The organism is Flintibacter porci, from assembly GCF_041925195.1.
In the GTDB taxonomy this organism is placed as follows: domain Bacteria; phylum Bacillota; class Clostridia; order Oscillospirales; family Oscillospiraceae; genus Lawsonibacter; species Lawsonibacter porci.
This window is the reverse complement of sequence record NZ_JBHEVB010000012.1, coordinates 33,086-55,212: the sequence shown is the minus strand read 5'-3', so window position 1 is coordinate 55,212 and position 22,127 is coordinate 33,086. Positions and strand designations below refer to the sequence as shown.

At 52.1% G+C, this 22,127-nt stretch carries 26 protein-coding genes and 4 pseudogenes; 25 read left to right on the top strand and 5 right to left on the bottom strand.

Translation table 11 applies throughout. From position 1 onward, the window contains the following. Positions 1 to 4 precede the first annotated feature (4 nt). The 13 genes and pseudogenes from ACEVJL_RS12695 to mobQ all read left to right on the top strand — a co-directional run bounded on the left by ACEVJL_RS12695 (position 5) and on the right by mobQ (position 9,517). Positions 5 to 283: a DUF5720 family protein gene (locus ACEVJL_RS12695; RefSeq protein WP_374738068.1), complete on the top strand. Its 279-nt coding sequence runs from the start codon at positions 5 to 7 to the stop codon at positions 281 to 283. Positions 284 to 316: 33 nt separating this feature from the next. After that, positions 317 to 502, top strand: a complete 186-nt coding sequence (locus ACEVJL_RS12690) for a hypothetical protein (RefSeq protein WP_374738067.1) — start codon at positions 317 to 319, stop codon at positions 500 to 502. Between the two features lie 69 nt (positions 503 to 571). Further along, positions 572 to 1,449, top strand: a pseudogene (locus ACEVJL_RS12685) (DUF6017 domain-containing protein). 35 nt (positions 1,450 to 1,484) lie between these two features. Beyond that, positions 1,485 to 2,252: a BRO family protein gene (locus ACEVJL_RS12680; protein WP_374738066.1), complete on the top strand. Its 768-nt coding sequence runs from the start codon at positions 1,485 to 1,487 to the stop codon at positions 2,250 to 2,252. 85 nt (positions 2,253 to 2,337) lie between these two features. Then, positions 2,338 to 2,847: a PcfB family protein gene (locus tag ACEVJL_RS12675; protein WP_374738065.1), complete on the top strand. Its 510-nt coding sequence runs from the start codon at positions 2,338 to 2,340 to the stop codon at positions 2,845 to 2,847. Then, a pseudogene (locus tag ACEVJL_RS12670) lies at positions 2,844 to 3,143 on the top strand (VirD4-like conjugal transfer protein, CD1115 family); the annotation flags it as partial. The gene ACEVJL_RS12675 and the pseudogene ACEVJL_RS12670, both read left to right, overlap by 4 nt. Before the next feature lie 32 nt (positions 3,144 to 3,175). Then, positions 3,176 to 5,050, top strand: coding sequence for a recombinase family protein (locus ACEVJL_RS12665; protein WP_374738064.1), 1,875 nt, complete (start codon positions 3,176 to 3,178; stop codon positions 5,048 to 5,050). Positions 5,051 to 5,129: 79 nt separating this feature from the next. Further along, entirely contained in the window at positions 5,130 to 5,321 is a 192-nt protein-coding gene (locus ACEVJL_RS12660) for a transposon-encoded TnpW family protein (RefSeq protein WP_006060444.1), read from the top strand. Positions 5,322 to 5,454: 133 nt separating this feature from the next. Beyond that, positions 5,455 to 5,757: a hypothetical protein gene (locus ACEVJL_RS12655; RefSeq protein ID WP_374738063.1), complete on the top strand. Its 303-nt coding sequence runs from the start codon at positions 5,455 to 5,457 to the stop codon at positions 5,755 to 5,757. 84 nt (positions 5,758 to 5,841) lie between these two features. After that, entirely contained in the window at positions 5,842 to 6,402 is a 561-nt protein-coding gene (locus ACEVJL_RS12650) for an RNA polymerase sigma factor (protein WP_112146635.1), read from the top strand. Beyond that, complete coding sequence (locus ACEVJL_RS12645; protein WP_118227472.1) at positions 6,399 to 7,400, top strand: hypothetical protein; 1,002 nt, start codon at positions 6,399 to 6,401, stop codon at positions 7,398 to 7,400. Before ACEVJL_RS12650 ends, ACEVJL_RS12645 begins: the two co-directional genes overlap by 4 nt. 81 nt (positions 7,401 to 7,481) lie before the next feature. Continuing rightward, positions 7,482 to 7,778, top strand: a complete 297-nt coding sequence (locus ACEVJL_RS12640; RefSeq protein ID WP_173795276.1) for a DUF3847 domain-containing protein — start codon at positions 7,482 to 7,484, stop codon at positions 7,776 to 7,778. A gap of 131 nt (positions 7,779 to 7,909) precedes the next feature. Further along, complete coding sequence (mobQ, locus tag ACEVJL_RS12635; protein ID WP_374738062.1) at positions 7,910 to 9,517, top strand: MobQ family relaxase; 1,608 nt, start codon at positions 7,910 to 7,912, stop codon at positions 9,515 to 9,517. Between the two features lie 66 nt (positions 9,518 to 9,583). Here the strand turns inward: mobQ and ACEVJL_RS12630 are convergent, their stop codons facing one another. After that, positions 9,584 to 9,922, bottom strand: coding sequence for a hypothetical protein (locus ACEVJL_RS12630; protein WP_117492758.1), 339 nt, complete (start codon positions 9,920 to 9,922; stop codon positions 9,584 to 9,586). An 89-nt stretch (positions 9,923 to 10,011) separates the two neighbouring features. On the opposite strand from ACEVJL_RS12630, the gene ACEVJL_RS12625 reads away from it, so the two are divergent. The 3 genes and pseudogenes from ACEVJL_RS12625 to ACEVJL_RS12615 form a co-directional block, all read left to right on the top strand. After that, positions 10,012 to 11,913: an AAA family ATPase gene (locus tag ACEVJL_RS12625; protein ID WP_374738061.1), complete on the top strand. Its 1,902-nt coding sequence runs from the start codon at positions 10,012 to 10,014 to the stop codon at positions 11,911 to 11,913. 85 nt (positions 11,914 to 11,998) lie between these two features. Then, positions 11,999 to 13,540 (top strand): annotated as a pseudogene (locus tag ACEVJL_RS12620) (VirD4-like conjugal transfer protein, CD1115 family); the annotation flags it as partial. Positions 13,541 to 13,749: 209 nt separating this feature from the next. Then, positions 13,750 to 13,878 (top strand): annotated as a pseudogene (locus ACEVJL_RS12615) (Maff2 family mobile element protein); the annotation flags it as partial. Here ACEVJL_RS12615 and ACEVJL_RS12610 read toward each other — a convergent pair. From ACEVJL_RS12610 to tnpA, 3 genes are all read right to left on the bottom strand, one after another. After that, on the bottom strand, positions 13,837 to 14,223 hold the full coding sequence (locus tag ACEVJL_RS12610; RefSeq protein ID WP_374738080.1) for an IS66 family transposase: 387 nt from the start codon (positions 14,221 to 14,223) through the stop codon (positions 13,837 to 13,839). The pseudogene ACEVJL_RS12615 and the gene ACEVJL_RS12610 sit on opposite strands and share 42 nt — an antisense overlap. Positions 14,224 to 14,404: 181 nt before the next feature. Beyond that, positions 14,405 to 14,752, bottom strand: a complete 348-nt coding sequence (gene tnpB, locus ACEVJL_RS12605; RefSeq protein ID WP_075704897.1) for an IS66 family insertion sequence element accessory protein TnpB — start codon at positions 14,750 to 14,752, stop codon at positions 14,405 to 14,407. Further along, positions 14,746 to 15,162 (bottom strand): IS66 family insertion sequence element accessory protein TnpA, encoded by a 417-nt coding sequence (tnpA, locus tag ACEVJL_RS12600; RefSeq protein ID WP_075704896.1) that lies wholly within the window; start codon positions 15,160 to 15,162, stop codon positions 14,746 to 14,748. Before tnpA ends, tnpB begins: the two co-directional genes overlap by 7 nt. Positions 15,163 to 15,328: 166 nt before the next feature. Here tnpA and erm(G) point away from each other — a divergent pair, with 166 nt between their 5' ends. From erm(G) to ACEVJL_RS12585, 3 genes are all read left to right on the top strand, one after another. Then, positions 15,329 to 16,063: a 23S rRNA (adenine(2058)-N(6))-methyltransferase Erm(G) gene (gene erm(G), locus ACEVJL_RS12595; protein ID WP_014387027.1), complete on the top strand. Its 735-nt coding sequence runs from the start codon at positions 15,329 to 15,331 to the stop codon at positions 16,061 to 16,063. A gap of 225 nt (positions 16,064 to 16,288) precedes the next feature. Then, positions 16,289 to 16,486 carry a helix-turn-helix domain-containing protein gene (locus ACEVJL_RS12590; protein WP_075704895.1) on the top strand — a complete coding sequence of 66 codons (198 nt, stop codon included), beginning with the start codon at positions 16,289 to 16,291 and terminating at the stop codon, positions 16,484 to 16,486. Between the two features lie 104 nt (positions 16,487 to 16,590). Beyond that, positions 16,591 to 17,070: an MGMT family protein gene (locus ACEVJL_RS12585; RefSeq protein WP_075704894.1), complete on the top strand. Its 480-nt coding sequence runs from the start codon at positions 16,591 to 16,593 to the stop codon at positions 17,068 to 17,070. A gap of 44 nt (positions 17,071 to 17,114) precedes the next feature. Here the strand turns inward: ACEVJL_RS12585 and ACEVJL_RS12580 are convergent, their stop codons facing one another. Beyond that, positions 17,115 to 17,345 (bottom strand): hypothetical protein, encoded by a 231-nt coding sequence (locus ACEVJL_RS12580; protein WP_158024444.1) that lies wholly within the window; start codon positions 17,343 to 17,345, stop codon positions 17,115 to 17,117. Positions 17,346 to 17,741: 396 nt separating this feature from the next. Here ACEVJL_RS12580 and ACEVJL_RS12575 point away from each other — a divergent pair, with 396 nt between their 5' ends. The 6 genes from ACEVJL_RS12575 (at position 17,742) to ACEVJL_RS12550 (ending at position 22,020) form a co-directional block, all read left to right on the top strand. After that, entirely contained in the window at positions 17,742 to 18,140 is a 399-nt protein-coding gene (locus tag ACEVJL_RS12575; protein WP_002584975.1) for a plasmid mobilization protein, read from the top strand. Further along, a complete protein-coding gene (locus tag ACEVJL_RS12570; RefSeq protein ID WP_075704893.1) occupies positions 18,112 to 19,737 on the top strand; it encodes a relaxase/mobilization nuclease domain-containing protein in 1,626 nt (541 codons plus the stop codon). Before ACEVJL_RS12575 ends, ACEVJL_RS12570 begins: the two co-directional genes overlap by 29 nt. Next, on the top strand, positions 19,727 to 20,113 hold the full coding sequence (locus ACEVJL_RS12565; RefSeq protein WP_004452819.1) for a cysteine-rich VLP domain-containing protein: 387 nt from the start codon (positions 19,727 to 19,729) through the stop codon (positions 20,111 to 20,113). Before ACEVJL_RS12570 ends, ACEVJL_RS12565 begins: the two co-directional genes overlap by 11 nt. A 112-nt stretch (positions 20,114 to 20,225) precedes the next feature. Beyond that, a complete protein-coding gene (locus ACEVJL_RS12560; protein WP_374738060.1) occupies positions 20,226 to 20,978 on the top strand; it encodes a phage replisome organizer N-terminal domain-containing protein in 753 nt (250 codons plus the stop codon). Next, the gene (locus ACEVJL_RS12555) at positions 20,975 to 21,817 is read left to right on the top strand and encodes an ATP-binding protein (protein WP_074754404.1); all 843 of its coding nucleotides are present in this window, start codon (positions 20,975 to 20,977) and stop codon (positions 21,815 to 21,817) included. The genes ACEVJL_RS12560 and ACEVJL_RS12555 overlap by 4 nt, the downstream gene beginning before the upstream one ends. 14 nt (positions 21,818 to 21,831) lie before the next feature. Then, a complete protein-coding gene (locus tag ACEVJL_RS12550) occupies positions 21,832 to 22,020 on the top strand; it encodes a transposon-encoded TnpW family protein (RefSeq protein ID WP_020995296.1) in 189 nt (62 codons plus the stop codon). Positions 22,021 to 22,127: the final 107 nt, after the last annotated feature.

Below are 22,127 nucleotides of genomic sequence, written 5' to 3'. Positions count from 1 at the left end.
GCCTATGAGGGATATTTCAGCCCGCGAGCTGAAAGGACATAACATTTTGGCTGTGGAGCGATTTCGAGATGAGACCCGCTGGATGATTGAGTTTTCCGTCCGCAAGCCCCGCACCCCCTACGGCAGCCCCGGCGATGAAGTTCGTCTGTTTCTCACTGAGGACGGCTATGGGGCCGCCCTGGCCAGCCAGCAGCGCCGCGAGATCAAAATCAAGCGGTGCGCCCGCGTTATTGAAGGGCATATCCTCGACTTCAAACCGAAAAAGAAGCACCGCCGCCGCTGATAGATTACCCATATCGACGAGAAAGGATTGAATATGTGTACGATCAAACAAATCCGGGAAGCAATCCGGGAAGAGTGCCGCTCCCAGCGCGACATGGAATCTGCCGACATTGAACGTATCCTTCAGACCCTCCCCTTTTCTCAGGGAACCGGCCCGTTTGACCGGCCGCCGAAGCCGAAGCGCCCCTACCGGCGCAGGAGCAAACTGAATCACCGCTGACAGCCGCAATTCTTTTTCAGGATTGCGGCTTTTTTCGTGCCCTGAGAAATTTAGATAGGAGTGAGGTCTATGGCCGTTTTTCGTATCGAGCGGATCAAAATTATACCGTAATGAGCAATTACCACCTGCGCAGCAAAACGCTCTCCCTGAAAGCCAAAGGGCTGCTTTCCATGATGCTGTCCCTGCCGGAGGACTGGAACTACACCACCCGTGGCCTGGCAAAGATCTGCAAGGAGGGTGTAGACGCCATCGGCGGGGCGCTGCGGGAGCTGGAGGCCGCCGGTTATATCGTCCGTCACCAGCTGCGGGACCGGCAGGGCCGCATCAGCGACACCGAGTATGTCATCTACGAGCAGCCCCAGCCCAGGGAACCGGATACGTCCCAGCCGGATACGGCTTCACCAGATACGGGAAACCCGGATCTGGATAAACCGGATACGGAAAAGCCCGCGGAATTAAATATAGAGAAATCTAAGACCCAAAAACAAACAACGGATGTACCTAGTACCCATTCCATTCCCTTCCGGGGAACTGCGGCGGCCAAACCGCCGGAACGGAAAGGAAGGGATGCGATGTCGGCGGAGGAAATGCAGAGTTATCGGGAATTGATTCTGGAGAACATCGAGTACGGCCACCTGTGCCGGGAGTTTGACACCTACCGGGAGGACCTGGACGAGATCGTGGAGCTGATCGTGGAGACGGTCTGCGCCAGACGCAAGACCACCCGCATCGCTGGGGCGGACTTCACCCATGAGGTTGTGCGTTCCCGTTTTTTGAAGCTGGACAGTTCCCATATCGAATTTGTCATGGACTGTATGCACAAGAACACCACCCAGGTGCGCAACATCAAGCAATATTTGCTGACCGTGCTGTTCAACGCGCCCACCACCATGAGCAACAGCTACACCGCACAAGTGAATCACGATATGAACGCAGGCGGCTGGTGACGGCCGCTTTTGTATTTTGCCGAAGGAGGAACGACATGAACCAGATGGAAATTTTCAGAAACCCGGAGTTTGGCAGCATCCGCGTCATTGAGGAGAACGGCAAATACCTGTTCTGCGGAACGGATGTGGCAACTGCGTTGGGATATACCAATCCCCGCAAGGCTGTCCGCGACCATACCCGCTATGGAACGAAGCGTTCCATAGGGGTCCAGACCGGCAAAAAGGCGGACGGAACGCCCGCTGTGCAGATGGTGGAGATGCTCTTTCTCCCGGAGGGCGACGTGTACCGCCTCATCGTCCATAGCAAGCTGCCCTCGGCGGAGCGGTTTGAACGCTGGGTGTTCGACGAGGTGCTGCCCAGCATCCGCAAGCATGGGGCCTATGTGACCCAGGAGAAGCTGTGGGAGGTCGCCACTTCGCCGGAGGCGCTGCTGAAGCTCTGCACCGACCTGATGGCTGAGCGCGAGAAGAATGCGGCCCTGCGGGAGGACAATGCCCGGCTGCAAGGCAAGGCCGTCTACTACGACCTGTTCATCGACCTGCACCACAGCACCAACCTGCGCACCACCGCCAAGGAGCTGGTTGTGCCGGAACGCCGGTTTGTCCGCTTCCTGCTGGAGCGGCGGTTTGTCTACCGCACCCCCTCCGGCTGCGTGCTGCCCTACGCCAAAAGCAGCAACGAGGGCCTCTTCTGCGTAAAAGACTTCTACCGCAACGGCCACACCGGGTCCTACACGCTGGTGACGCCCAAAGGCAAGCTCTACTTCGCCGGTCTGCGGGACCTGATCCTGGTGACGGTATGACGGGCCGGTATCTGCTGCGGTGGCTGGTGGTCCCGCCCTAGCATCCAGACCACCCACTGCATGACCGCGAAAGGAGGCGAGAAAAATGCAGGAGGAAGTGGAAAACAGGACTTTGACGCTGATCGTCAGCGGAACCAAGTTCACCGGCAGGCTGTTCAAAGCCGCCATATCCAAGTACATGGCCCACCGCAGGGAGAAAAAGCTGGAGAAGCAGCGCAGCCGGGATGCCCCCGTCACCCCAAAGGGTAAGCAGACGGTGAAGCAGCTCATCGGGCAGAACCAGGGCGTCTCCAACATCGAGATCACCGACCCGTCCATCAAGGACTTTGAGCGCATCGCCCGGAAATACGGCGTGGACTATGCGGTAAAGAAGGACCGCAGCTCCGACCCGCCCAAGTACCTGATCTTCTTCAAGGCCCGCGACGCCGACGCTCTGACGGCAGCATTTTCGGAGTACACCCAGAAGAAGGTCAAAAAGGCCGAGAAGGCCGAGAAGGCAGAGCGCCCATCGGTGCTGGAGCGGCTCGCCCAGTTCAAAGACCTGGTGAAAAACGCCGTGACGGAGCGCACCCGCCGGAAGGAGCTGGAACGATGAAGCAGCTGAATGTGAAAAAGCTGGTTCTGCTGAACCTGCCCTATTTTCTGCTGGGCCTGTTTGCCACCAACCTGGGGGAAGCCTGGCGGATGGCCCAGGGCGCGGACGCTTCGGCCAAGATGCTCTCGTTTTTCTCCACATTGCCGGTGGCGCTGGCCAGCTGGTGGCCCAGCCTACACCCTCTGGACCTGCTGGTGGGGCTGTGCTGCGGCACTGGCCTGCGGCTTGCAGTCTATCTCAAGAGCAAGAACGCCAAGAAGTACCGACACGGCATGGAGTACGGGTCCGCACGATGGAGTGCATAATTTTAAGTGTAAATGACACATACATGGACGCACAGGAGGTTATGCACATGACTGATTATAGCAAAATTACAGCCCTTTACTCCCGCCTTTCCGTGGGCGACGAGGACAGGGACGGCGGCGAGAGCAACAGCATACAGAACCAAAAAATATTTTTGGAGAACTATGCCAGAGGGCAGCACCTAACCAATATCCGGCACTACATCGACGATGACGAAAGCGGCAGATTTTTTGACCGTTCCGCCTACTCCCGCATGATGGACGATGTGGAAAACGGGAAAATCGGTGTCTGCATTATGAAAGACCTCACCCGCTGGGGGCGCGACTATCTCCAAGTCGGCAACGCGATGGAGATATTCAGACGGAACAATGTGCGTTTTATCGCGGTCAACAACGGGATAGACAGTGAGAAGCCCGACACATTGGAGTTTGCGCCCTTTATCAATATCATGTCGGAGTGGTACGCAAAGGACATCAGCAAGAAAGTGAAAACGGGCATTAAGACCAAAGGCATGAGTGGAAAGCCGATTGTCACCGAAGCCCCTTACGGCTATGTCAAAGACCCGGACAACAAGGATTTTTGGATAATCGACGAGGAAGCCGCCGAGGTTGTCCGTTTGATTTTCCGTCTGTTTATCGGCGGGAAGAACCGAAACCAAATCGCCGTATATCTGACACAGGAGCAAATCCCAACCCCCACTTTCTACATGAAAGACCGAGGGCGGGGAACCTGTAAAAATAAGACGCTCAACGAGGATAACCGCTGCAAGTGGAACAAAGCCACCTTGACCAATATCCTCACACGGCAGGAGTATTGCGGAGATGTAGTCAACTTCAAGACTACAAAGCATTTCCGGGATAAGCATAACCACTATGTAGACCGGAGCCAGTGGCACATCACAGAAAATGTGCATGAGCCGATTATCAGCCGCAGCGATTTTGAAACCGTACAGCGGATTTTGGAAAACGCGCCCGTCAGACGCCCCAACGGGGACGGGGAAATCCACCCTCTGTCCGGCTTACTTTTCTGTAAGGACTGCGGCGCAAAAATGCACATTCGTATAGATTACCGGAACGGCGGCAAGCGGCACGTTGCTTTTTGCAGCGAGTACCACAAGGGAAAAGCCAAAAACCCCAAATGCAATTCCCCGCACATCATGGACGCGGATTTGCTCATGCAGACCATCGCGGAAGTGCTGAAGAAAATCGAGGACTATTCTATCAGCAACCGGGCGGAGTTTGAAGCCTTAGTGAAAAAGAACCTTGCCATGCAGCAGACCGACCAGACCAAGAAGCAGCAGAAGCGTATCCCGCAAATCACGACGCGCCTTGAACAGATTGACAAGGTGCTGAATAAGCTCTATGAGGACAACGCCCTCGGCACGATCCCGCAAGACCGCTATGAGCAGATGTCGCAGAAGTATTCGGAAGAATACTATGCGCTGAAAGCGGAGCTTGCCACGCTCCAAGAGCAGCTATCCGCTTATGAGAACGCGGGAGGACGGGCGCAGAAGTTTTTGAAGCTGACGGAACGCCATGCCGCCTTTACCGACCTAACCCCCGCCATTCTCAACGAGTTTATCAGCCGGATTGAAGTGCATGAGCGCGACCAGAAAAGGGCGAGATACGCAATCCAGCACATCAGCATATATTTCAATTATATTGGCAAGTTTGAGAACGAAGTGACACAGCTTGCAGAGCCGACCGAGCAGGGAATCCGGCAAATGCGGGAGGAAATCGAAGAAGCCAAAAAGGAAAAGAGCCGCGCCTACCACCGCAACTATTCAAGGGAGTACCGGGCGCGAAACCTTGAAAGGCAGCGGGAGTATGACCGCATGAAAGCGCGGGAATACCGGGCAAGGAGAAAGGCGCAGGCAGCCGCCGCACAGCCCACACAGTAAAACAGAATAACCGTCAACCAAGAGGGATTTTCCGAACTACGGGAAATCCCTCTTTTGCGCCCAAAGAAAGGAGCCGCCTATGGCAGAACAGACCCCCGACAGTATCATCACGACCCAGAGGAACGGGCAGACCATTGTTGCGGAGTTATTTTTCAATCACAGCAGCACAGAAACATTCCGCGACAAGCTGCTCAAACTGGTGCTTGCCGACAGCTCGCGTTTATCCGCGTCTGACGGTCAAGAGCCGGAAAAAACAGAAATCTTGCGATAACAGCCGCCCCGACGAACCATTCCCTGTCTGAGCGGTTTCTATTTGAAAATCCTCATTTTCCCCAAGTCAAGAGCCGGGAAAAACACCCGAAAAATGTCCCTATTGCGTAACAGGGGCGCAGAAAGGAGAGTTTATGAGAACAGGGCTTACGAAGCGGGAAAAGACCACCGATATTTGGTTTGACGAGAAAGACCCCCTTATCCATATCCGCACCCACAACACCGACTTAAAGAAGCGGCTTGCCGCCTACGCCGGACAGCACCCCGACCAGTGCCGCCAGACCGACACAGACCCGGACACGGGCTGCATGGAGTTTGAAATCCGCAAGGGGCGTTTCTCTTTCCGTCTGACCGCCCCATACAGAGAGGAACGCCGGAGAGCCGCCAGTGAAGCGGCGAAAGCTGCCGCGAGCAATCTCACGCGAAGTATGATATAATTTTTTTGAAAAACTTTTCTCTTTCATTTAGTATTTGCCGCGAAAACCGTAGTATATAGGTGAAGCCGGAAAGGAGGTGGCGCAATGATTGATGATGAAAAAATTATTGAGTTATTTTTTGAGCGTTCCGAGCAAGCCATACGGGAGCTGGACATTAAATACGGAAAAATCTGCCACAACCTCTCGTATAACATCGTGAACAGCCGACAGGACGCAGAGGAATGCGTCAATGACGCTTACTTAGGCGCATGGAACGCCATTCCCCCGGTACGCCCGAACCCGTTGCTTAGTTACATTGTGAAAATAGTGCGAAACATTTCCCTCAAAATCTATTGGAGAAAGGAAGCAGCCAAACGAAGCGGACACTATACGATTGCCTTAGAGGAAATCGAGGGCTGTATCGCAGACCAAAAAACCGTGGAAGATGAAATTGAAGCCAGAGAGTTAGCCCGTATCATCGAAGCATTTTTGGATACGCTGACCGTAAAAGAGCGCGTTATCTTCATGCGCCGCTATGCGTATGCAGATACCTACGCGGATATAGCAAAGCGCGTAGGTATCTCTGAAAAAAATGTATCCGTCCGGCTTGCTCTAATCCGCCAGAAGATGAAGCAATATTTGATTGAAAGAGAGGTATTAGTATGAACACAAAATTGTTTTCCGAAGCCATGAGCGAAGTCAACGACAAGTATTATGAGGAAGCCGCAAACTACCATTGTAAAAAGCATGGGTGGGTAAAGTTTACATCTTTAGCAGCTTGTGCCGCTATTGTGTTAGCAGTATCATTTGCGACTTTGTGGAAACTTCCAAGTCAAACTACGCCGCAGCCAGAATATGAACCGCCAATCATTACAAACCCGGATAATCAGTCGGACAATCCTGAGCAAGGTATTAGTCTTAACCTCAATGAAATTAAGGAACTCAATGCCACGAGTGGAAGTATCGCTCTTATGGCAGATGATTATACCGCAATGTCTTATGAAGAACTGCTCAGATATTTTGATGTATCACTCCCAATTACAGAAACGCTTCCCTACCTTACACTCCAGAGCAATGATTTTGGTATTTACCAAACAGATAATCGTGGAATTTATTATGATGGGAATTTTATTGAGTTCCGAAATTCTGGTGGAACGCAGGACATAAACATCGTCCTTTCTAAAGTGTTTAAGCACACTTCAGATGTTTTCGATTTAAGTGCGGACGAGTTACAATTTACAGAAATCAATGGCAGGGAGCTTGCAGTTTTCCACTACACAAATGAAAATGGAACAGATTGCTATTATGCTGAATTTCTGCAAAATGACGTTGCCTTCGTGGTCAGTTCGGAAAATATTTCAATGGAGGATTATGCGAAATGCCTGCAAGTCTTAGTTGAAAAAGCACAGCAAAACAGCGGCTCTGTCAACACCATCACAGGTGAAATTGTTGTAATCGACCCATACGCAAATCACATAGGAGTTCGTTTGGATAAGGAACAGGCCCCGGAATATAGCAGCGTATATGGAATTGACCTGCCAGACGGACAATCTGCCGGGGATTATTCGCTTGGCGACCGTGTAGAGGTAATGTATACGGGAGAGCCAGCAACCATTTTAACGATATGGGCAGAGCAACTTGTAGATATTAAATTATTGAAGTAAGCACAAAAAATATTACAGAGGGACAGTCGAGAAATCGGCTGTCCTTTTTCTATGCCGACGGGCAGAAAGGAGTGACCAGCCATGACAAAACCGAGAGAGAAAACCCGTGAAGAACTGCAAGCCGAGATTGAGGACGGAAAGAAGAAAATCCGGCAGTTTGAGAACCGGGAAAAGATGTTGCGTCAAAAGCTATCCAAAGAGGAACGCAGAACACGCAGCCACCGCCTTATCGTCCGGGGCGCGGTCTTTGAAAGCATTGTGCCGGAAGCAAAGAACATGACCGACGAGGAAGCCACAGCACTTCTCCGGCTTGCCTTGACGAGTGAGCCGGTACGGGAATATCTGAAAAAACGAGCCGAAAGCAGGAAAAGCGAATAATCCCTTTGGAACAAAGGGCGCACTTATACACCCTTACGGGCGTGTGCGCTCTGCCGAGGGCTTATCTCCGCACAGGGAACTTTCCCCGCGCTCCGATATGGCGGCTTTGCCGCAACAAGGGGCTGCACCCCTTGCGCCGCTTCGCGGCTATCCCTGCACACCCACAAAAACAGTACACCCGCCGTTGGCGTCTGTACCATTTTTGCGGGTTTTATTATCCTATCCGGGAGGTGATACCCATAGCCATTTACCATTGGAACATCGGCATTGTGAGCCGAGGAAAAGGCAAATCAGCCGTTGCCGCAGCCGCCTACCGAAGCGGCGAAAAGCTGACAAACGAATGGGACGGAATGACCCATGACTACACTCGCAAAGGCGGCGTTGTCCATACAGAAATCATGTTGCCGCCCCACGCACCGCCCTCGTTCGCTGACCGTTCAACCTTGTGGAACAGCGTGGAGCTTTACGAGAAAGCCGGGAACGCCCAGCTTGCCAGAGAGATTGACGCGGCGCTCCCCACAGAATTATCCAGAGAGGAACAGATCCGGCTTGTCCGGGAATACTGTTCCTCTCAATTTGTTTCCAGAGGAATGTGCGTCGATTACGCCATTCACGACACCGACAGCGGCAATCCCCATTGTCATATCATGCTGACTATGCGCCCCCTTGACGAGCGCGGAGCATGGGCGGCGAAATCCAAAAAGGAATATGACCTTGACGAAAACGGCGAGCGTATCCACTTGCCAAGCGGCAGATACAAGACCCACAAGGTTGACCTCACAGGCTGGAACGACAAAGACAACACCCTCTTGTGGCGCAAGGCATGGGCTGACTTTACCAACGACTTTTTGGAGAGGAACGGAAGCCCGGAGCGTATCGACCACCGCAGCAACGCCGAGCGCGGCATTGACGAGATACCCACCGTCCACATGGGCGTGGCGGCTTGCCAGATGGAGAAGAAAGGTATCGCCACCGAGAAAGGCGAACTGAACCGCAGTATTCAAAAGACAAACCGCCTTATCCGGGAAATCCGGGCGCAGATTGGGAAGCTCAAGGAATGGATTGCCGACCTGTTCAAAGCGTGGGAAACCGCCCCGGAACAGCCGCCGCAATCTCCCAACCTTGCAAATCTGTTGATGAAGTATTTGAGCATTCAGAGAGAAAAGAGCCGGAAGTATTCGCAGAGTTGGCAACAACAGCACACAGCCGATGAACTGAAAACCATAGCGGCAGCGGTCAACTATCTTTCCGAGCATGGTATCTCTAATCTTGACGAGCTGGACGCTTCTCTTTCCTCTGTCAGTGATAGAGCCTATTCAATCCGGGAGGGAATGAAAACCGCCGAGCAGCGCATGAAAGAACTGCAAAAGCTCATGGAGTACGGCAGAAATTATCAAACCTACAAGCCCATACAGGACGAGTATCGGCAAATCCGCTGGAAAGGAAAACAGGAGAAGTTTGCGGAAGCCCGCCGCGCCGAGCTTACCCTATGGGACGCGGCAAACCGCTATCTCCATGCAAATCTGCCGAAAGGAACAAAGACCTTGCCTATTGCGGAATGGGAACAGGAATATGCTGACCTCAAAACGCAGAGGGACAGCGATTATACCAAACTGAAAGATACCCGCGCCGAGGTTGCCGAGCTTCAAAAAATCCGCAAATGCGTGGATATTGCACTCCGCGCCGACCAGCCGGAGCAGACGCAGAGCCGCACCAAGCGGCACGAACAGGAGCGATAAAGAAAAGGACGGGCAAGCCATTTTGCTTGTCCGCCCTAAATGCTTTCTGATAAACTGGACTTTGTATTATTGGTTATTATATTTGGCGGCTTGTTCTTTCCAGTATGCCATAATATTTTCAACCATTGTAATACATTCATTTTTAGCAGTAGTTTCATTATATTCTTGCATATTGCTGAAAATATGTCCGCATAGTTCTAAATCATCATCTTCAAAACCACCACAGACACCAACAAGCCATTTACCAAGCAACGACGCTTTGAATTTGAAAATGTAATAATGCATTTCATTAAAATCAAATTCACCTGCACATTCAATTTTGAAAGGCTTTTTTCCTAATTCATGAGGGTCAGATAACCACTCAATCATTGCTGTTTGTGCTGCGTATAGCTGTTCCTTATTCATTTCCATCTACCTCCAAAAATCCCGATTTGTCGATTTCATTATACTCAAAACCTATGAACAATTCAACCACAGAAAGAGAGGTATCAGCCATGTATTACACCCAAGAACAGATAGACCGCGCCAACCAAGCCGACCTTGTTTCTTTCCTGCAATCACAGGGCGAGCAGCTTACCCGCGCCGGGAATGAATACCGCTGGAAGCGGCACGACAGCCTGACCGTCCGGGGAAACAAATGGTACAGGCACAGCCAGAGCAAGGGCGGCGCACCCATTGATTTTGTCATGGAGTTTTTCGGCAAGAGCTTTACCGAAGCCGTTGAAATGCTGACAGGAGAAAAAGGAGCCGCCCCGCCGCTGGACAGACCAAGCCCCGCGCCCCTCTCTGACTTCCGACTGCCACCCCGCAGCCCCGACAACAGCACAGCGAGGAACTACCTCACAGCCGCCCGCCGCATTGATGAAGATGTGACGGGCTTTTTCTTTGCCACCGGGGATATTTACGAGGAAGCCGCCCACCACAACGCCGTATTCGTAGGGCGGGACGAGGACGGAGTACCACGCTACGCCCACCAGCGCGGCACAGCCGGGAGCTTCCGGCTTGATGTGAAAGGCAGCGACAAAGCCTTTAACTTCTGCTACCGGGGCGAGGGCGAAAGATTGTTTGTTTTTGAAGCCCCCATTGACCTGTTATCTTTCCTCTGCCTGTTCAAAAAGGAATGGCAGAAGCAAAGCTACCTGTCATTGGGCGGCGTGGGAGAAAAAGCCCTGCTGTGTTTCCTCTCTGGCCGTCCGAACATCAAGACTGTTTACCTCTGCCTTGACAACGACAACGCCGGAAACGATGCTTGCAGCCGCCTCGCGGAGCTTGTGCCGGAGGGCTTGACCGTCCACCGCCTTGTGCCGCTTTACAAGGACTGGAACGAGGTATTGCAGCACCGGGCAGAAATCACAGACGGGAAGTATATCCGGGAAGCGATTTACGGCTTGAAAGAGCCGCCGCAGGAAGAAACCGTTGAGATTATCCGCATGAGCGAGGTTGACACACAGACCGTTGAATGGCTATGGGAGCCGTATATTCCCTTTGGGAAAGTAACCATTGTGCAGGGCAATCCCGGCGAGGGCAAGACCACTTTTGCCCTACGCCTTGCCGCCGCCTGCACCACCGGGGGAACGCTGCCGGGAATGAAGCCCTTGCCGCCATTCCAAGTAATTTACCAGACCGCCGAGGACGGGCTGGGCGATACCGTCAAGCCCCGCTTGATAGAAGCCGCCGCAGACCTTGACCGGGTGCTTGTGATTGATGAAGCCAAGCGGGAGCTTACCCTGTCCGATGAGCGCATAGAAAAGGCAATCACGCAGAACGGGGCGCGGCTGATTATCCTTGACCCCATACAGGCGTACATGGGCGAAAAAACCGACATGAACCGGGCAAACGAAGTGCGCCCCATGTTCCGCCGCCTTGCCGATGTTGCCGAGCGTACCGGGTGCGCCGTTATCCTTATCGGACATCTCAACAAAGCTGCCGGAGGGCAGAGCGCATACCGGGGCTTAGGTTCTATCGACTTCCGCGCCGCAGCAAGGAGCGTGCTTCTTATCGGGCGCGTGAAGCGAGAACCGAATGTGCGCGTTATCGTCCATGACAAATCTTCCCTTGCGCCGGAGGGCAAGCCCGTTGCCTTTTGCCTTGACCCGGAAACGGGCTTTTCATGGATAGGCGAATATGACATCACCGCCGACGAGCTGCTGTCCGGCGCGGGCGGAAACACCGCCACCAAGACCGAACAGGCGGAACGGCTGATACTTGACCTGCTTGCAGACGGGAAAGAGCTTGCCAGTGAGGACATTGTAAAAGCCGCAGCCGAAGCCGGAATATCCGAGAGGACGGTACAGAACGCCAAGCGCAACATGGGCGGCATTTTAGGAGCAAGGCGTGTCGGCGGTCAATGGTATAACTTCATCAAGAAGAAGCAGCCACCCGAACCCGCAATCTGAAAGTGCAAAACGCAGACCCTTTGCACTTTGCACTTTCGCACTTTCACGATAATTTGCGTCAATAACTCAAAAAAGCACTTGACAAAACGCTTCATGGGGGACCCATGAGGACATCGCTCCCTACATAGACCCGGTGTTTCAGAACAATGTGATTCTGACCAAAACCGAGAGCCTGACCATGAACAGCCGCCCCAAGGACCCCAAGACCGCCAGAAACAAAAATGTTCTGGTAATCGGCGGCTCCGGCTCCGGTAAGACCCGGTTCTGGCTCAAGCCGAACCTGATGCAGATGCACTCGTCCTATGTGGTCACAGACCCCAAGGGCACCATTTTGGTGGAGTGCGGCAAAATGCTTCAGCGGGGCGCGCCCAAGCTGGGTAAGGACGGCAAGCCGGTGAAGGACAAAAACGGCAAAATCGTGTATGAGCCGTATCAAATCAGGGTGCTGAACACCATCAACTTTGCCAAAAGTATGCACTACAATCCTTTCGCGTACATCCATAGCGAAAAGGATATTTTGAAGCTGGTCACGACCTTAGTTGCGAATACGAAGGGCGAAGGCAAAGCCGGGGACGAGTTTTGGACCAAAGCGGAGACTCTGCTGTATTGCGCGCTCATTGGCTACATCCACTACGAAGCGCCGGTGGAAGAGCAAAACTTCTCCACCCTCATCGAGTTCATCAACGCGATGGAGGTCCGGGAGGACGATGAGGAATTTAAGAATCCGGTGGATTTGATGTTCGACGAGCTGAAGGAACGGGACCCCAACCACTTTGCGGTGCGGCAATATGCCAAATATAAATTAGCCGCGGGCAAAACCGCTAAGAGCATATTGGTGAGCTGCGGGGCCCGGCTGGCCCCCTTTGACATTGCCGAGCTGCGGGAGGTCACGTCCTACGACGAGCTGGAGCTGGACACCCTGGGCGACCGCAAGACGGCGCTGTTCCTCATTATGAGCGACACGGACGATACCTTTAACTTCCTGATCTCCATGTGTTACACGCAGTTATTTAACTTGCTCTGCGAAAAGGCCGACGATGTGTACGGCGGGCGGCTGCCGGTCCATGTGCGGTGCCTCATCGATGAGTGCGCCAACATCGGCCAGATCCCCAAACTGGAAAAGCTGGTGGCCACCATCCGCAGCCGCGAAATCTCCGCCTGCCTGGTGCTGCAAGCCCAGTCTCAGCTCAAGGCCATCTACAAGGACAACGCCGATACCATCATCGGCAATATGGACAGCTCCATCTTCCTGGGCGGCAAGGAACCGACCACGTTGAAGGAGCTGGAGGCCGTGCTGGGAAAAGAGACCATCGATACGTTCAACACTGGCGAGAGCCGGGGGCGGGAGACTTCCCACTCGCTCAACTATCAAAAACTGGGCAAGGCGCTGATGAGCCAGGATGAGCTGGCTGTCATGGACGGCGGCAAGTGCATCCTCCAGCTGCGCGGGGTGCGGCCTTTCCTCTCGGACAAGTACGACATCACCCAGCACCCCAATTACAAATACACAGCCGATGCGGACCCGAAGAACGCCTTTGACATTGAAGGCTTTCTCAGGGCCCGGCTGAAGCTCAAACCCAACCAGGTCTGCGACGTGTATGAGATCGACGCCGCAGCCGACGATTGATGTTCCGCTTTAGAAGGGAGGGATCTTATCTATTCGCCGCAACTGCCCCACTGGGGCCATTGGCGTACAAAGCGGACGGTCACACAAAATAATGAAAAAAGGAGGACAGCCGGAATCAGGCCCCGGACACCGGGGCAGATTGTCCGGCTTTTGTATGCCTATGACACATGACTAACCAAACCAAACACGATTCCGGCTAAATTTTATTTATGGCTTTTTTTACTCAGGCGATCACCGTTTTGCAGACCCTCGTCATCGCGCTGGGCGCTGGCCTTGGCATCTGGGGTGTAATTAACTTACTCGAGGGCTACGGCAATGACAACCCCGGCGCGAATGCTCATGTGTCGTAAAGAAACACAGAAAAATTTGATAGACAGTCCTACTATATCCGTAAAAAAATGTTTACAAATGGAGCGCACAGAGTTATACTTGTCATCATAGGTTGCCTTGGGTTTCCGCTCTTTGGTATACCCCTTGACGCTGATCACTTCCGGTTCGATCACTTCCGCAGGCTTTTCATCACCGACGGGTGTACCGAACAGATTCAGCTGTCCGTCCAGCTGGTCATGGCGTATTTCACTGGTTGAGCCAAAGACCTTGTTCTTAAGATACGCAAGCTGAGACTGGAGATTCGCGATCAGAAGGTCTTTTTCACTGTCCTTCGCATTGCGTTCTTCCAGCATCTTCTGCAATGAACTTATGAGTTCGTTCTGAGTGCTGATTGTTTTATTCAGTTGTGAGATTGTATCCTTAAGCTCTAAGAGCTGGATATCTTTTACTCCTGAAGGCATGGTCTTCTGCTCCGTTTTTTGATACTTCTATTGTACCATAAACAGGTGCAAAAGCCTAGAAAAATCAAGCGTTTCAGGCACTTTTTATTGCCTTTGGCTGCTCGATCTCAAGACCGGACATGAGCCAGTCAAACTGCCTCCATGTAATGGTTTTCACCTCGTCACGGTTACGTGGCCACCGGTATTTTCCGGTGTTATGATCGAGGCGTTTATATAAAAGCACAAAACCGTCATTCTCATGAAGGAGTGCCTTTATCCTGTCATTGCGTCTGCCGCAGAAAAGGTAGAGCGCGGTGGTATGCTCCGGTTCAAAGTGAAGCTGGTCTCTGATGATGGCGCACAGACCATCGATTGATTTTCTCATATCGGTGTAGCCACAAATGATATAAATATCTGTTGCAGCTGTAATGTCGCCTAGCATGATGCACCTCCCACAGACCGGATGATCTGTGCTAAAAGTGCCGGATCTATATCATTTGAAATCCTGATCAGGGCGGAGCCGAGTTTGATCTCAGCAGTTGCTTCCATACAGTTTGTATCCGTATGATCCGGAAGCACGCTTAAAAGCTGTGGTGTCTCTTCGTGCAGAACAGGCTGGTCAACGATTTCAAGTTTGACAACATCCTGTTGTTCCGAAGGCTTATAGCCTCCCCGGCCTGTTGCCGGCGGAATATCATAGCAGGATTTTTTGCGAAGCCGCTTGACCCAGTTGTAGAATGTACCGGGTTTGATCCCGTGCTCGTTGCACCACTGAAAATCGCTTAGTCCGCTGCTGCGACATTCCATGATGAGCCGGTATTGCTCATCGGCAGTTCGTCTTTCTGTCTGCATAAATGTAACCTCCATAATTGTAGTAAAATGCTTGCTTACTGCTAGATCCTAGCGCCGGATCATAGAGTAAAATGCTGGCATATGTGATTACTACTATTATGGCAAATATATGACCAAGCGAACAGATACCCTTATATTAGGCGCTTACCTTTAAGGAGAGGTTATAATGAACAAAGTAAATATAAAAGATAGTCAAAATTTTATTACTTCAAAATATCACATAGAAAAAATAATGAATTGCATAAGTTTAGATGAAAAAGATAACATCTTTGAAATAGGTGCAGGGAAAGGTCATTTTACTGCTGAATTGGTAAAGAGATGTAATTTTGTTACGGCGATAGAAATTGATTCTAAATTATGTGAGGTAACTCGTAATAAGCTCTTAAATTATCCTAACTATCAAATAGTAAATGATGATATACTGAAATTTACATTTCCTAGCCACAATCCATATAAAATATTTGGCAGCATACCTTACAACATAAGCACAAATATAATTCGAAAAATTGTTTTTGAAAGTTCAGCCACAATAAGTTATTTAATAGTGGAATATGGTTTTGCTAAAAGGTTATTAGATACAAACAGATCACTAGCATTGCTGTTAATGGCAGAGGTAGATATTTCTATATTAGCAAAAATTCCTAGGTATTATTTCCATCCAAAACCTAAAGTGGATAGCGCATTAATTGTATTAAAAAGAAAGCCAGCAAAAATGGCATTTAAAGAGAGAAAAAAATATGAAACTTTTGTAATGAAATGGGTTAACAAAGAGTATGAAAAACTGTTTACAAAAAATCAATTTAATAAAGCTTTAAAACATGCGAGAATATATGATATAAACAATATTAGTTTCGAACAATTTGTATCGCTATTTAATAGTTATAAAATATTTAACGGCTAAAAACAATAGGCCACATGCAACTGTAAATGTTTAGTTATAGGTAGGGTAGCATAAGTTAAAATGCTATTCTGCCTTTTAAAAGTATGGTATACATTCCAGAGAGAGATTGGATATGTTCCCGTATACCGATAGTGCCAAAAGCGAAGTGGATATGTTTCCGAGAACGGACGTACTCAAATGACATTCATTCTGTCCTCTCCAGCCAGCTCATGGAGGGAAACGACCATGAGTAAACTTCTCCCCTATGAAACAATCGTTAAAGCCCATGAGGGCGACCCGGACGCAATCGACACGGTTCTTTCCCACTACGCCGGATATATCCGCTACTTCTCCAAAATAAACGGACAGGTCAACTCCGAGGTGGAGGACTATGTGAAGCAGCGGCTCATTGCCGCGCTGTTCAAATTTCGCTTTGACCGTTGAGTTATATCCAATGTCAGACAAGAAAAAAATCAAGCTGATTTTCAAACCGTCTCATTGCATGGAATAATCTGCTCCACTATAATTAAGGCAGGAGGTGTTGAGAGATGGCGAATGAAGATAAAAAAGATTTTAATGCCATGCTACATGATAGCAAGGATATGCCTAAATTTCAGATTATTACCGACCAGAAAAGCATTGAGAAATATGGCGGAAGCAGAATGTATTTTGCCCCACCAATCGAATATGATAAAGTGATGAAACTAATTCCTTATGGCAAAGTAATCACTGTCGGAAAAATCCGTGAATATTTTGCTAAACTGAATGGAGCGGATTTCACAGAGCCTATTACAGCCGGGATTTTTGTATCTATTGCAGCATGGGCGAGTTACCAGCGTTCTGAAGATGAAACCCCGTATTGGCGAACCTTAAAGGCAAACGGGGAATTGAACGCAAAATATCCCGGCGGTGTAGAGGCACAAAAGGAAAAGTTGGAAGCGGAAGGCCACACAATTATTCAGAAAGGACGCACAAATATAAAGTATTTTGTAAAGGACTATGAAAGTATTCTTTTTGATTTGAGATGAGAAGTTTTTATTTGCTAAACGCGTTATCGTCATACCAGCCAGCCCTAAACTTTCAAAACTGAATACCAGCCGCCACCGGCGACCAGCGAAAGCAGTAAGTCTGAAAAAGATTTGCTGCTTTTTTTGTTGCCCGTTCTGGCTCCCGGCCATTTTGCCCCCTGCCGGTTGTAGTAGTAAATGAGGGGAGAAATTTTCCCGCCCGGATATTTGGCATTTTCAAAATCTCTCCGTTGTAGGAAGTGAAAGCAAAATTTTTCTGTCCCGCCGGTTGCCAAAATCCCCGTTCCCGGATTACTAAGGCAAAAGAAATTTTGAAAAATCTCTGTCCAGCGGGTAGCTGACGGCTTTTCAAATGTATCTTTAGCGGAAAAGAAAAATAGCGCAGCCAGCGGGTAGCAAAGCCCCTCTGCGGAGTAATATTGGCGAAAGAAAAAAGGCAGCGAACAGCGGGCTGAAAGCCCCGCCCTGTTCGCTCTATGTACGGAAAAGCCCGGACAGGGCCAGTCTGCGGCTTACTTAGAGCAAGTTTCTACCACGGTGCCAAAATCCGCAATTCTGCGGTTTTGCCCCTCGCGGGAAACTTGTTGGGGAGTGCCTTCCCCAAACCCTGCTATGCGGCTTGCGCCGCTTATCCCCGCCGCGCTCATGCGGCAAGAAAGGAGGTCACGACCATGCGAAAAAAATACAACACACCCCACCGCAGCCGCGTTGTGAAAACCCGGCTGACCGAAGATGAATACGCCGACTTCACAGCGCGGCTTGCGCCCTATGGTATCAGCCAGTCGGAATTTCTCCGGCAGGCGATCCGGCGTACCACCATACGCCCCGTACTCCATGTGTCGTCGGTCAATGACGAACTGCTCTCCGCTGTCGGGAAGCTCGCAGCCGAGTACGGCAGGATCGGCGGCAACCTCAACCAGATTGCCCGGTATCTGAACGAGTACGGCGCGCCCTATCATGCGTTGTCCGGCGAGGTACGCGCCGCCATAGCCGACCTTGCCGCCCTCAAGTATGAAGTCTTAAAGAAAGTAGGTGACGCGGTTGGCAACACTCAAACATATCAACTCTAAAAACGCCGACTACGGAGCCGCCGAACAATACCTGCTCTTTGAGCATGACGAATTTACCATGAAGCCCGTCCTTGATGAAACCGGCAGGCTTATCCCCCGCGAGGACTACCGGCTGTCTACGCTGAACTGCGGCGGGGAGGATTTTGCCGTTGCGTGTATGCGGGCCAATCTCCGCTATGAGAAAAACCAGCGGCGGGAAGATGTGAAAAGCCACCACTACATCATCAGCTTTGACCCGCGGGACGGGCCGGACAACGGCCTGACCGTAGACCGGGCGCAGGCGTTGGGGGAGCAATTCTGTAAAGAACATTTCCCCGGCCACCAAGCCCTTGTCTGCACCCACCCGGACGGGCATAACCACAGCGGCAACATTCATGTGCATATCGTCATAAACAGCCTGCGGATTGAGGAAGTGCCGTTCCTGCCCTACATGGACAGGCCAGCCGACACGAAAGCCGGCTGCAAGCACCGATGTACCGACGCTGCCCTGCGCTACTTCAAATCCGAAGTCATGGAGATGTGCCACCGGGAGGGGCTTTACCAAATCGACCTCTTGAACGGCAGCAAGAACCGCATCACCGACCGGGAGTATTGGGCGCAGAAAAAGGGACAAGCCGCGCTGGACAAGCAGAACGCCCCCATGATTGCCGATGGTATCACGCCCCGGCAGACCAAGTTTGAAACGAACAAGGAAAAGCTGCGGCAGACCATACGGAAAGCCCTTGCCACCGCCGCCAGCTTTGACGAGTTTTCCTCTCTGCTGCTGCGGGAGGGTGTGACCGTCAAGGAGAGCCGGGGGCGGCTGTCCTATCTCACGCCGGACAGGACAAAGCCCATCACCGCCCGGAAGCTGGGCGACGATTTTGACCGCACCGCCGTCCTTGCCGTTTTGGAGCAGAATGCCGCCAGAGCCATAGAAAAGGCCGCAGCCATACCTGAATACCCCTGGCAGGAGAAACGCGGCATACAGCCCGCAAAAGCCCCTCAAACCGCCCCCAAACAGGACGGAGTGCAGCGGCTTGTGGACATTGAGCAGAAAATGGCCGAGGGCAAAGGCCGGGGCTATGAACGCTGGGCGAAGATACACAATCTGAAGCAGGCCGCCAAAACGCTGTCCGTCTACCAGCAGTACGGCTTTACTTCCCCGGAGCAGTTAGAAGCCGCCGTTGATACCGCCTATGCGGAAATGCGCCAGACCAGCGGCGAACTGAAAGCACTGGAAACCAAGCTGCAAGGGAAAAAGGAGTTGCAGCGGCAGGTGTTGGCCTACGCCCAGACCAAGCCCGCCCGCGACGGGTTGAAAGCGCAGAAATCCGAGAAAGCCCGCGCCGCATACCGGCAGGCCCATGAGAGCGATTTTATCATAGCCGACGCAGCCCCCCGGTATTTCAAGGCGCATGGCATTACCAAGCTGCCCGCCCGGAAAGCGTTGCAGGCCGAGATCGAGCAGCTTATCTCCGAGAAAGACGGCCTGTATAACACCTATCACGAACAGAAGCAGCGGTTCAAGGAGTTGCAGACCGTCAAGCGGAATATCAACCAGATTTTGCGCCGGGACGAGCCGCACCGCAGAAAGGAGCAGAGCCATGAGCGATAACCTGCCCCGCATGGACTACCGCCAGCACCGGCGGGCGCGGCGGCTGGTACATGAGTGCTGTAACTACGACGAGGGGAACTGCCTGCTGTTAGACGACGGGGAGCCTTGCGTGTGCGTCCAGAGCATTTCCCTTTCCCTCATGTGCCGCTGGTTCCGTGTGGCTGTCCTGCCCCTTGACGGGGAGCTGTCCGCAGCCCTCTTATACCGGGGGAGCCGGAAACGGTGTGCCGTCTGCGGAGCGGCCTTTGTCCCCAAATCCAACCGGGGGAAATACTGCCCCGACTGCGCCGGGCGCATGAAGAAAATCCGCGCCGCCGAGAGAAAGCGGAAACAAAGGCAGAGATGTCACGCTTTAGAGCCTTTCAAACCCGCATAAATCAAGGCTTTTTTCGTGGGTGTCAAAGGGTACGCGATACATTTATCCTTTTCCCCCGGAAACGGCGTTCTAAATGCGTACAAACACCCCAAATCCACCCAAAGGAGGAACCATGTCAGACAACCGAAAATACTACTACCTCAAGCTGAAAGAGAATTACTTTGACGAGGACGCCATTGTGCTGCTGGAAAGTATGCAGGACGGTATCCTCTATTCCAACATCCTCTTGAAACTGTACCTGAAATCGCTGAAAAACGGCGGGAAGTTGCAGCTTGATGAAAATATCCCCTACACCGCGCAGATGATTGCCACCATTACCCGTCAGCAAGTCGGCACCGTAGAACGGGCCTTGCAGATTTTTATGAAGCTGGGGCTTGTGGAGCCGTTACAGAACGGCGCACTGTATATGAGCAACATTGAACTACTGATCGGCCAATCCTCTACCGAGGGGGAGCGAAAACGGCGGGCAAGGCTGGCTTTGCAGGAGCAGAAAGCCTTGCCAAAGGCCGGGGCGGACAAATGTCCACCATATCAAGCGGACATTTGTCCACCAGAGATAGAGATAGAGAAAGAGATAGAAAAAGAGAGAGAGCGAGAGTTAGATACGGGACAACCCGCCCGCGCCGCCTATGGCCGGTATGAAAATGTTTTTCTTTCGCAATCGGAACTGGACGGGCTGAAAGCAGACCTGCCCGGCAAATGGGACTATTACATTGACCGGCTATCCTGCCATATCGCGTCCAGCGGCAAGCGATACAAGAGCCATGCCGCCACCATCTACAAATGGGCGCAGGAGGAGGCAACTAAGAAAGCCCCGAAAAAGGGCATACCAGACTACTCATGCAAGGAGGGCGAGAGTTTATGAAGAACGAAATCAACGCTGTTTTGGAGAATATGACGGCCACCACCCCGGAGCCGGAGGACTACACCGGCGAGGACGGTTTGCTGTACTGCGGCAAGTGCCGCAAGCCGAAAGAAGCCTATTTTGCGCCGGATAAGGCCGCTATCTTCGGGCGCGACCGCCACCCGGCAGAGTGCGACTGCCAGAAAACCGCCCGCGAGGAACGGGAAGCCGCCGAAAAGCGGCGCAGGCACCTTGACACCGTGGAAGAACTGAAACGCCGGGGCTTTACCGACCCCGCCATGCGGGACTGGACTTTCGAGAATGACAACGGCAGGAACCCGCAGGCCGGGCTTGCCCGCCGGTATGTGGAGCATTGGGAGGATATGCGGACAGACAATATCGGCTGCCTGTTCTGGGGCGGCGTAGGAACCGGGAAAAGCTACCTTGCGGGCTGTATCGCAAACGCCCTCATGGAGAAAGAAATCCCCGTCCACATGACGAACTTTGCCCTGATCCTCAATGACCTTGCCGCCAGCTTTGAGGGGCGCAACGAGTACATTTCCCGCCTTTGCCGCTATCCGCTGCTGATCCTTGACGACTTTGGCATGGAACGCGGCACCGACTACGGGCTGGAACAGGTTTTCAATGTGATTGACAGCCGTTACCGCAGCGGCAAGCCGCTGATCGTCACGACCAACCTCACGCTGGACGACCTGCGAAACCCGGAGGACACCGCCCATTCCCGGATTTATGACCGGCTGCTTTCCATGTGCGTCCCGGTACGCTTTACCGGCGACAACTTCCGGCAGGAAACCGCCAAGCGGAAAATGGAGAGCATGAAGAAACTGATTACCGACTGAAAGGAGTATTGCCTATGGCAGATAACAAGCAGCACGACACCCGCACCGCCCGCCGCCCCGACTGCGTGACGGAAATCCGCATGGGCAATTCCGTCCTTGTCGTGTCCGGCTATTTCAAGAAAGATACCACGACCACCGCCGCCGACAAAATGGCGCGGGTACTGGAAGCGGAAGCCGCTGCTACGCAAAAACCGGCAATTTGACCGACTGTAAAGAAGCAAATTTAACGCTTTTGCCGCTGTACAGCCCCCGCTGTTCCGTGGTACAATGAAACCACGGAATAGTGGGGCTGGCTGTCGGAAACGGAGGA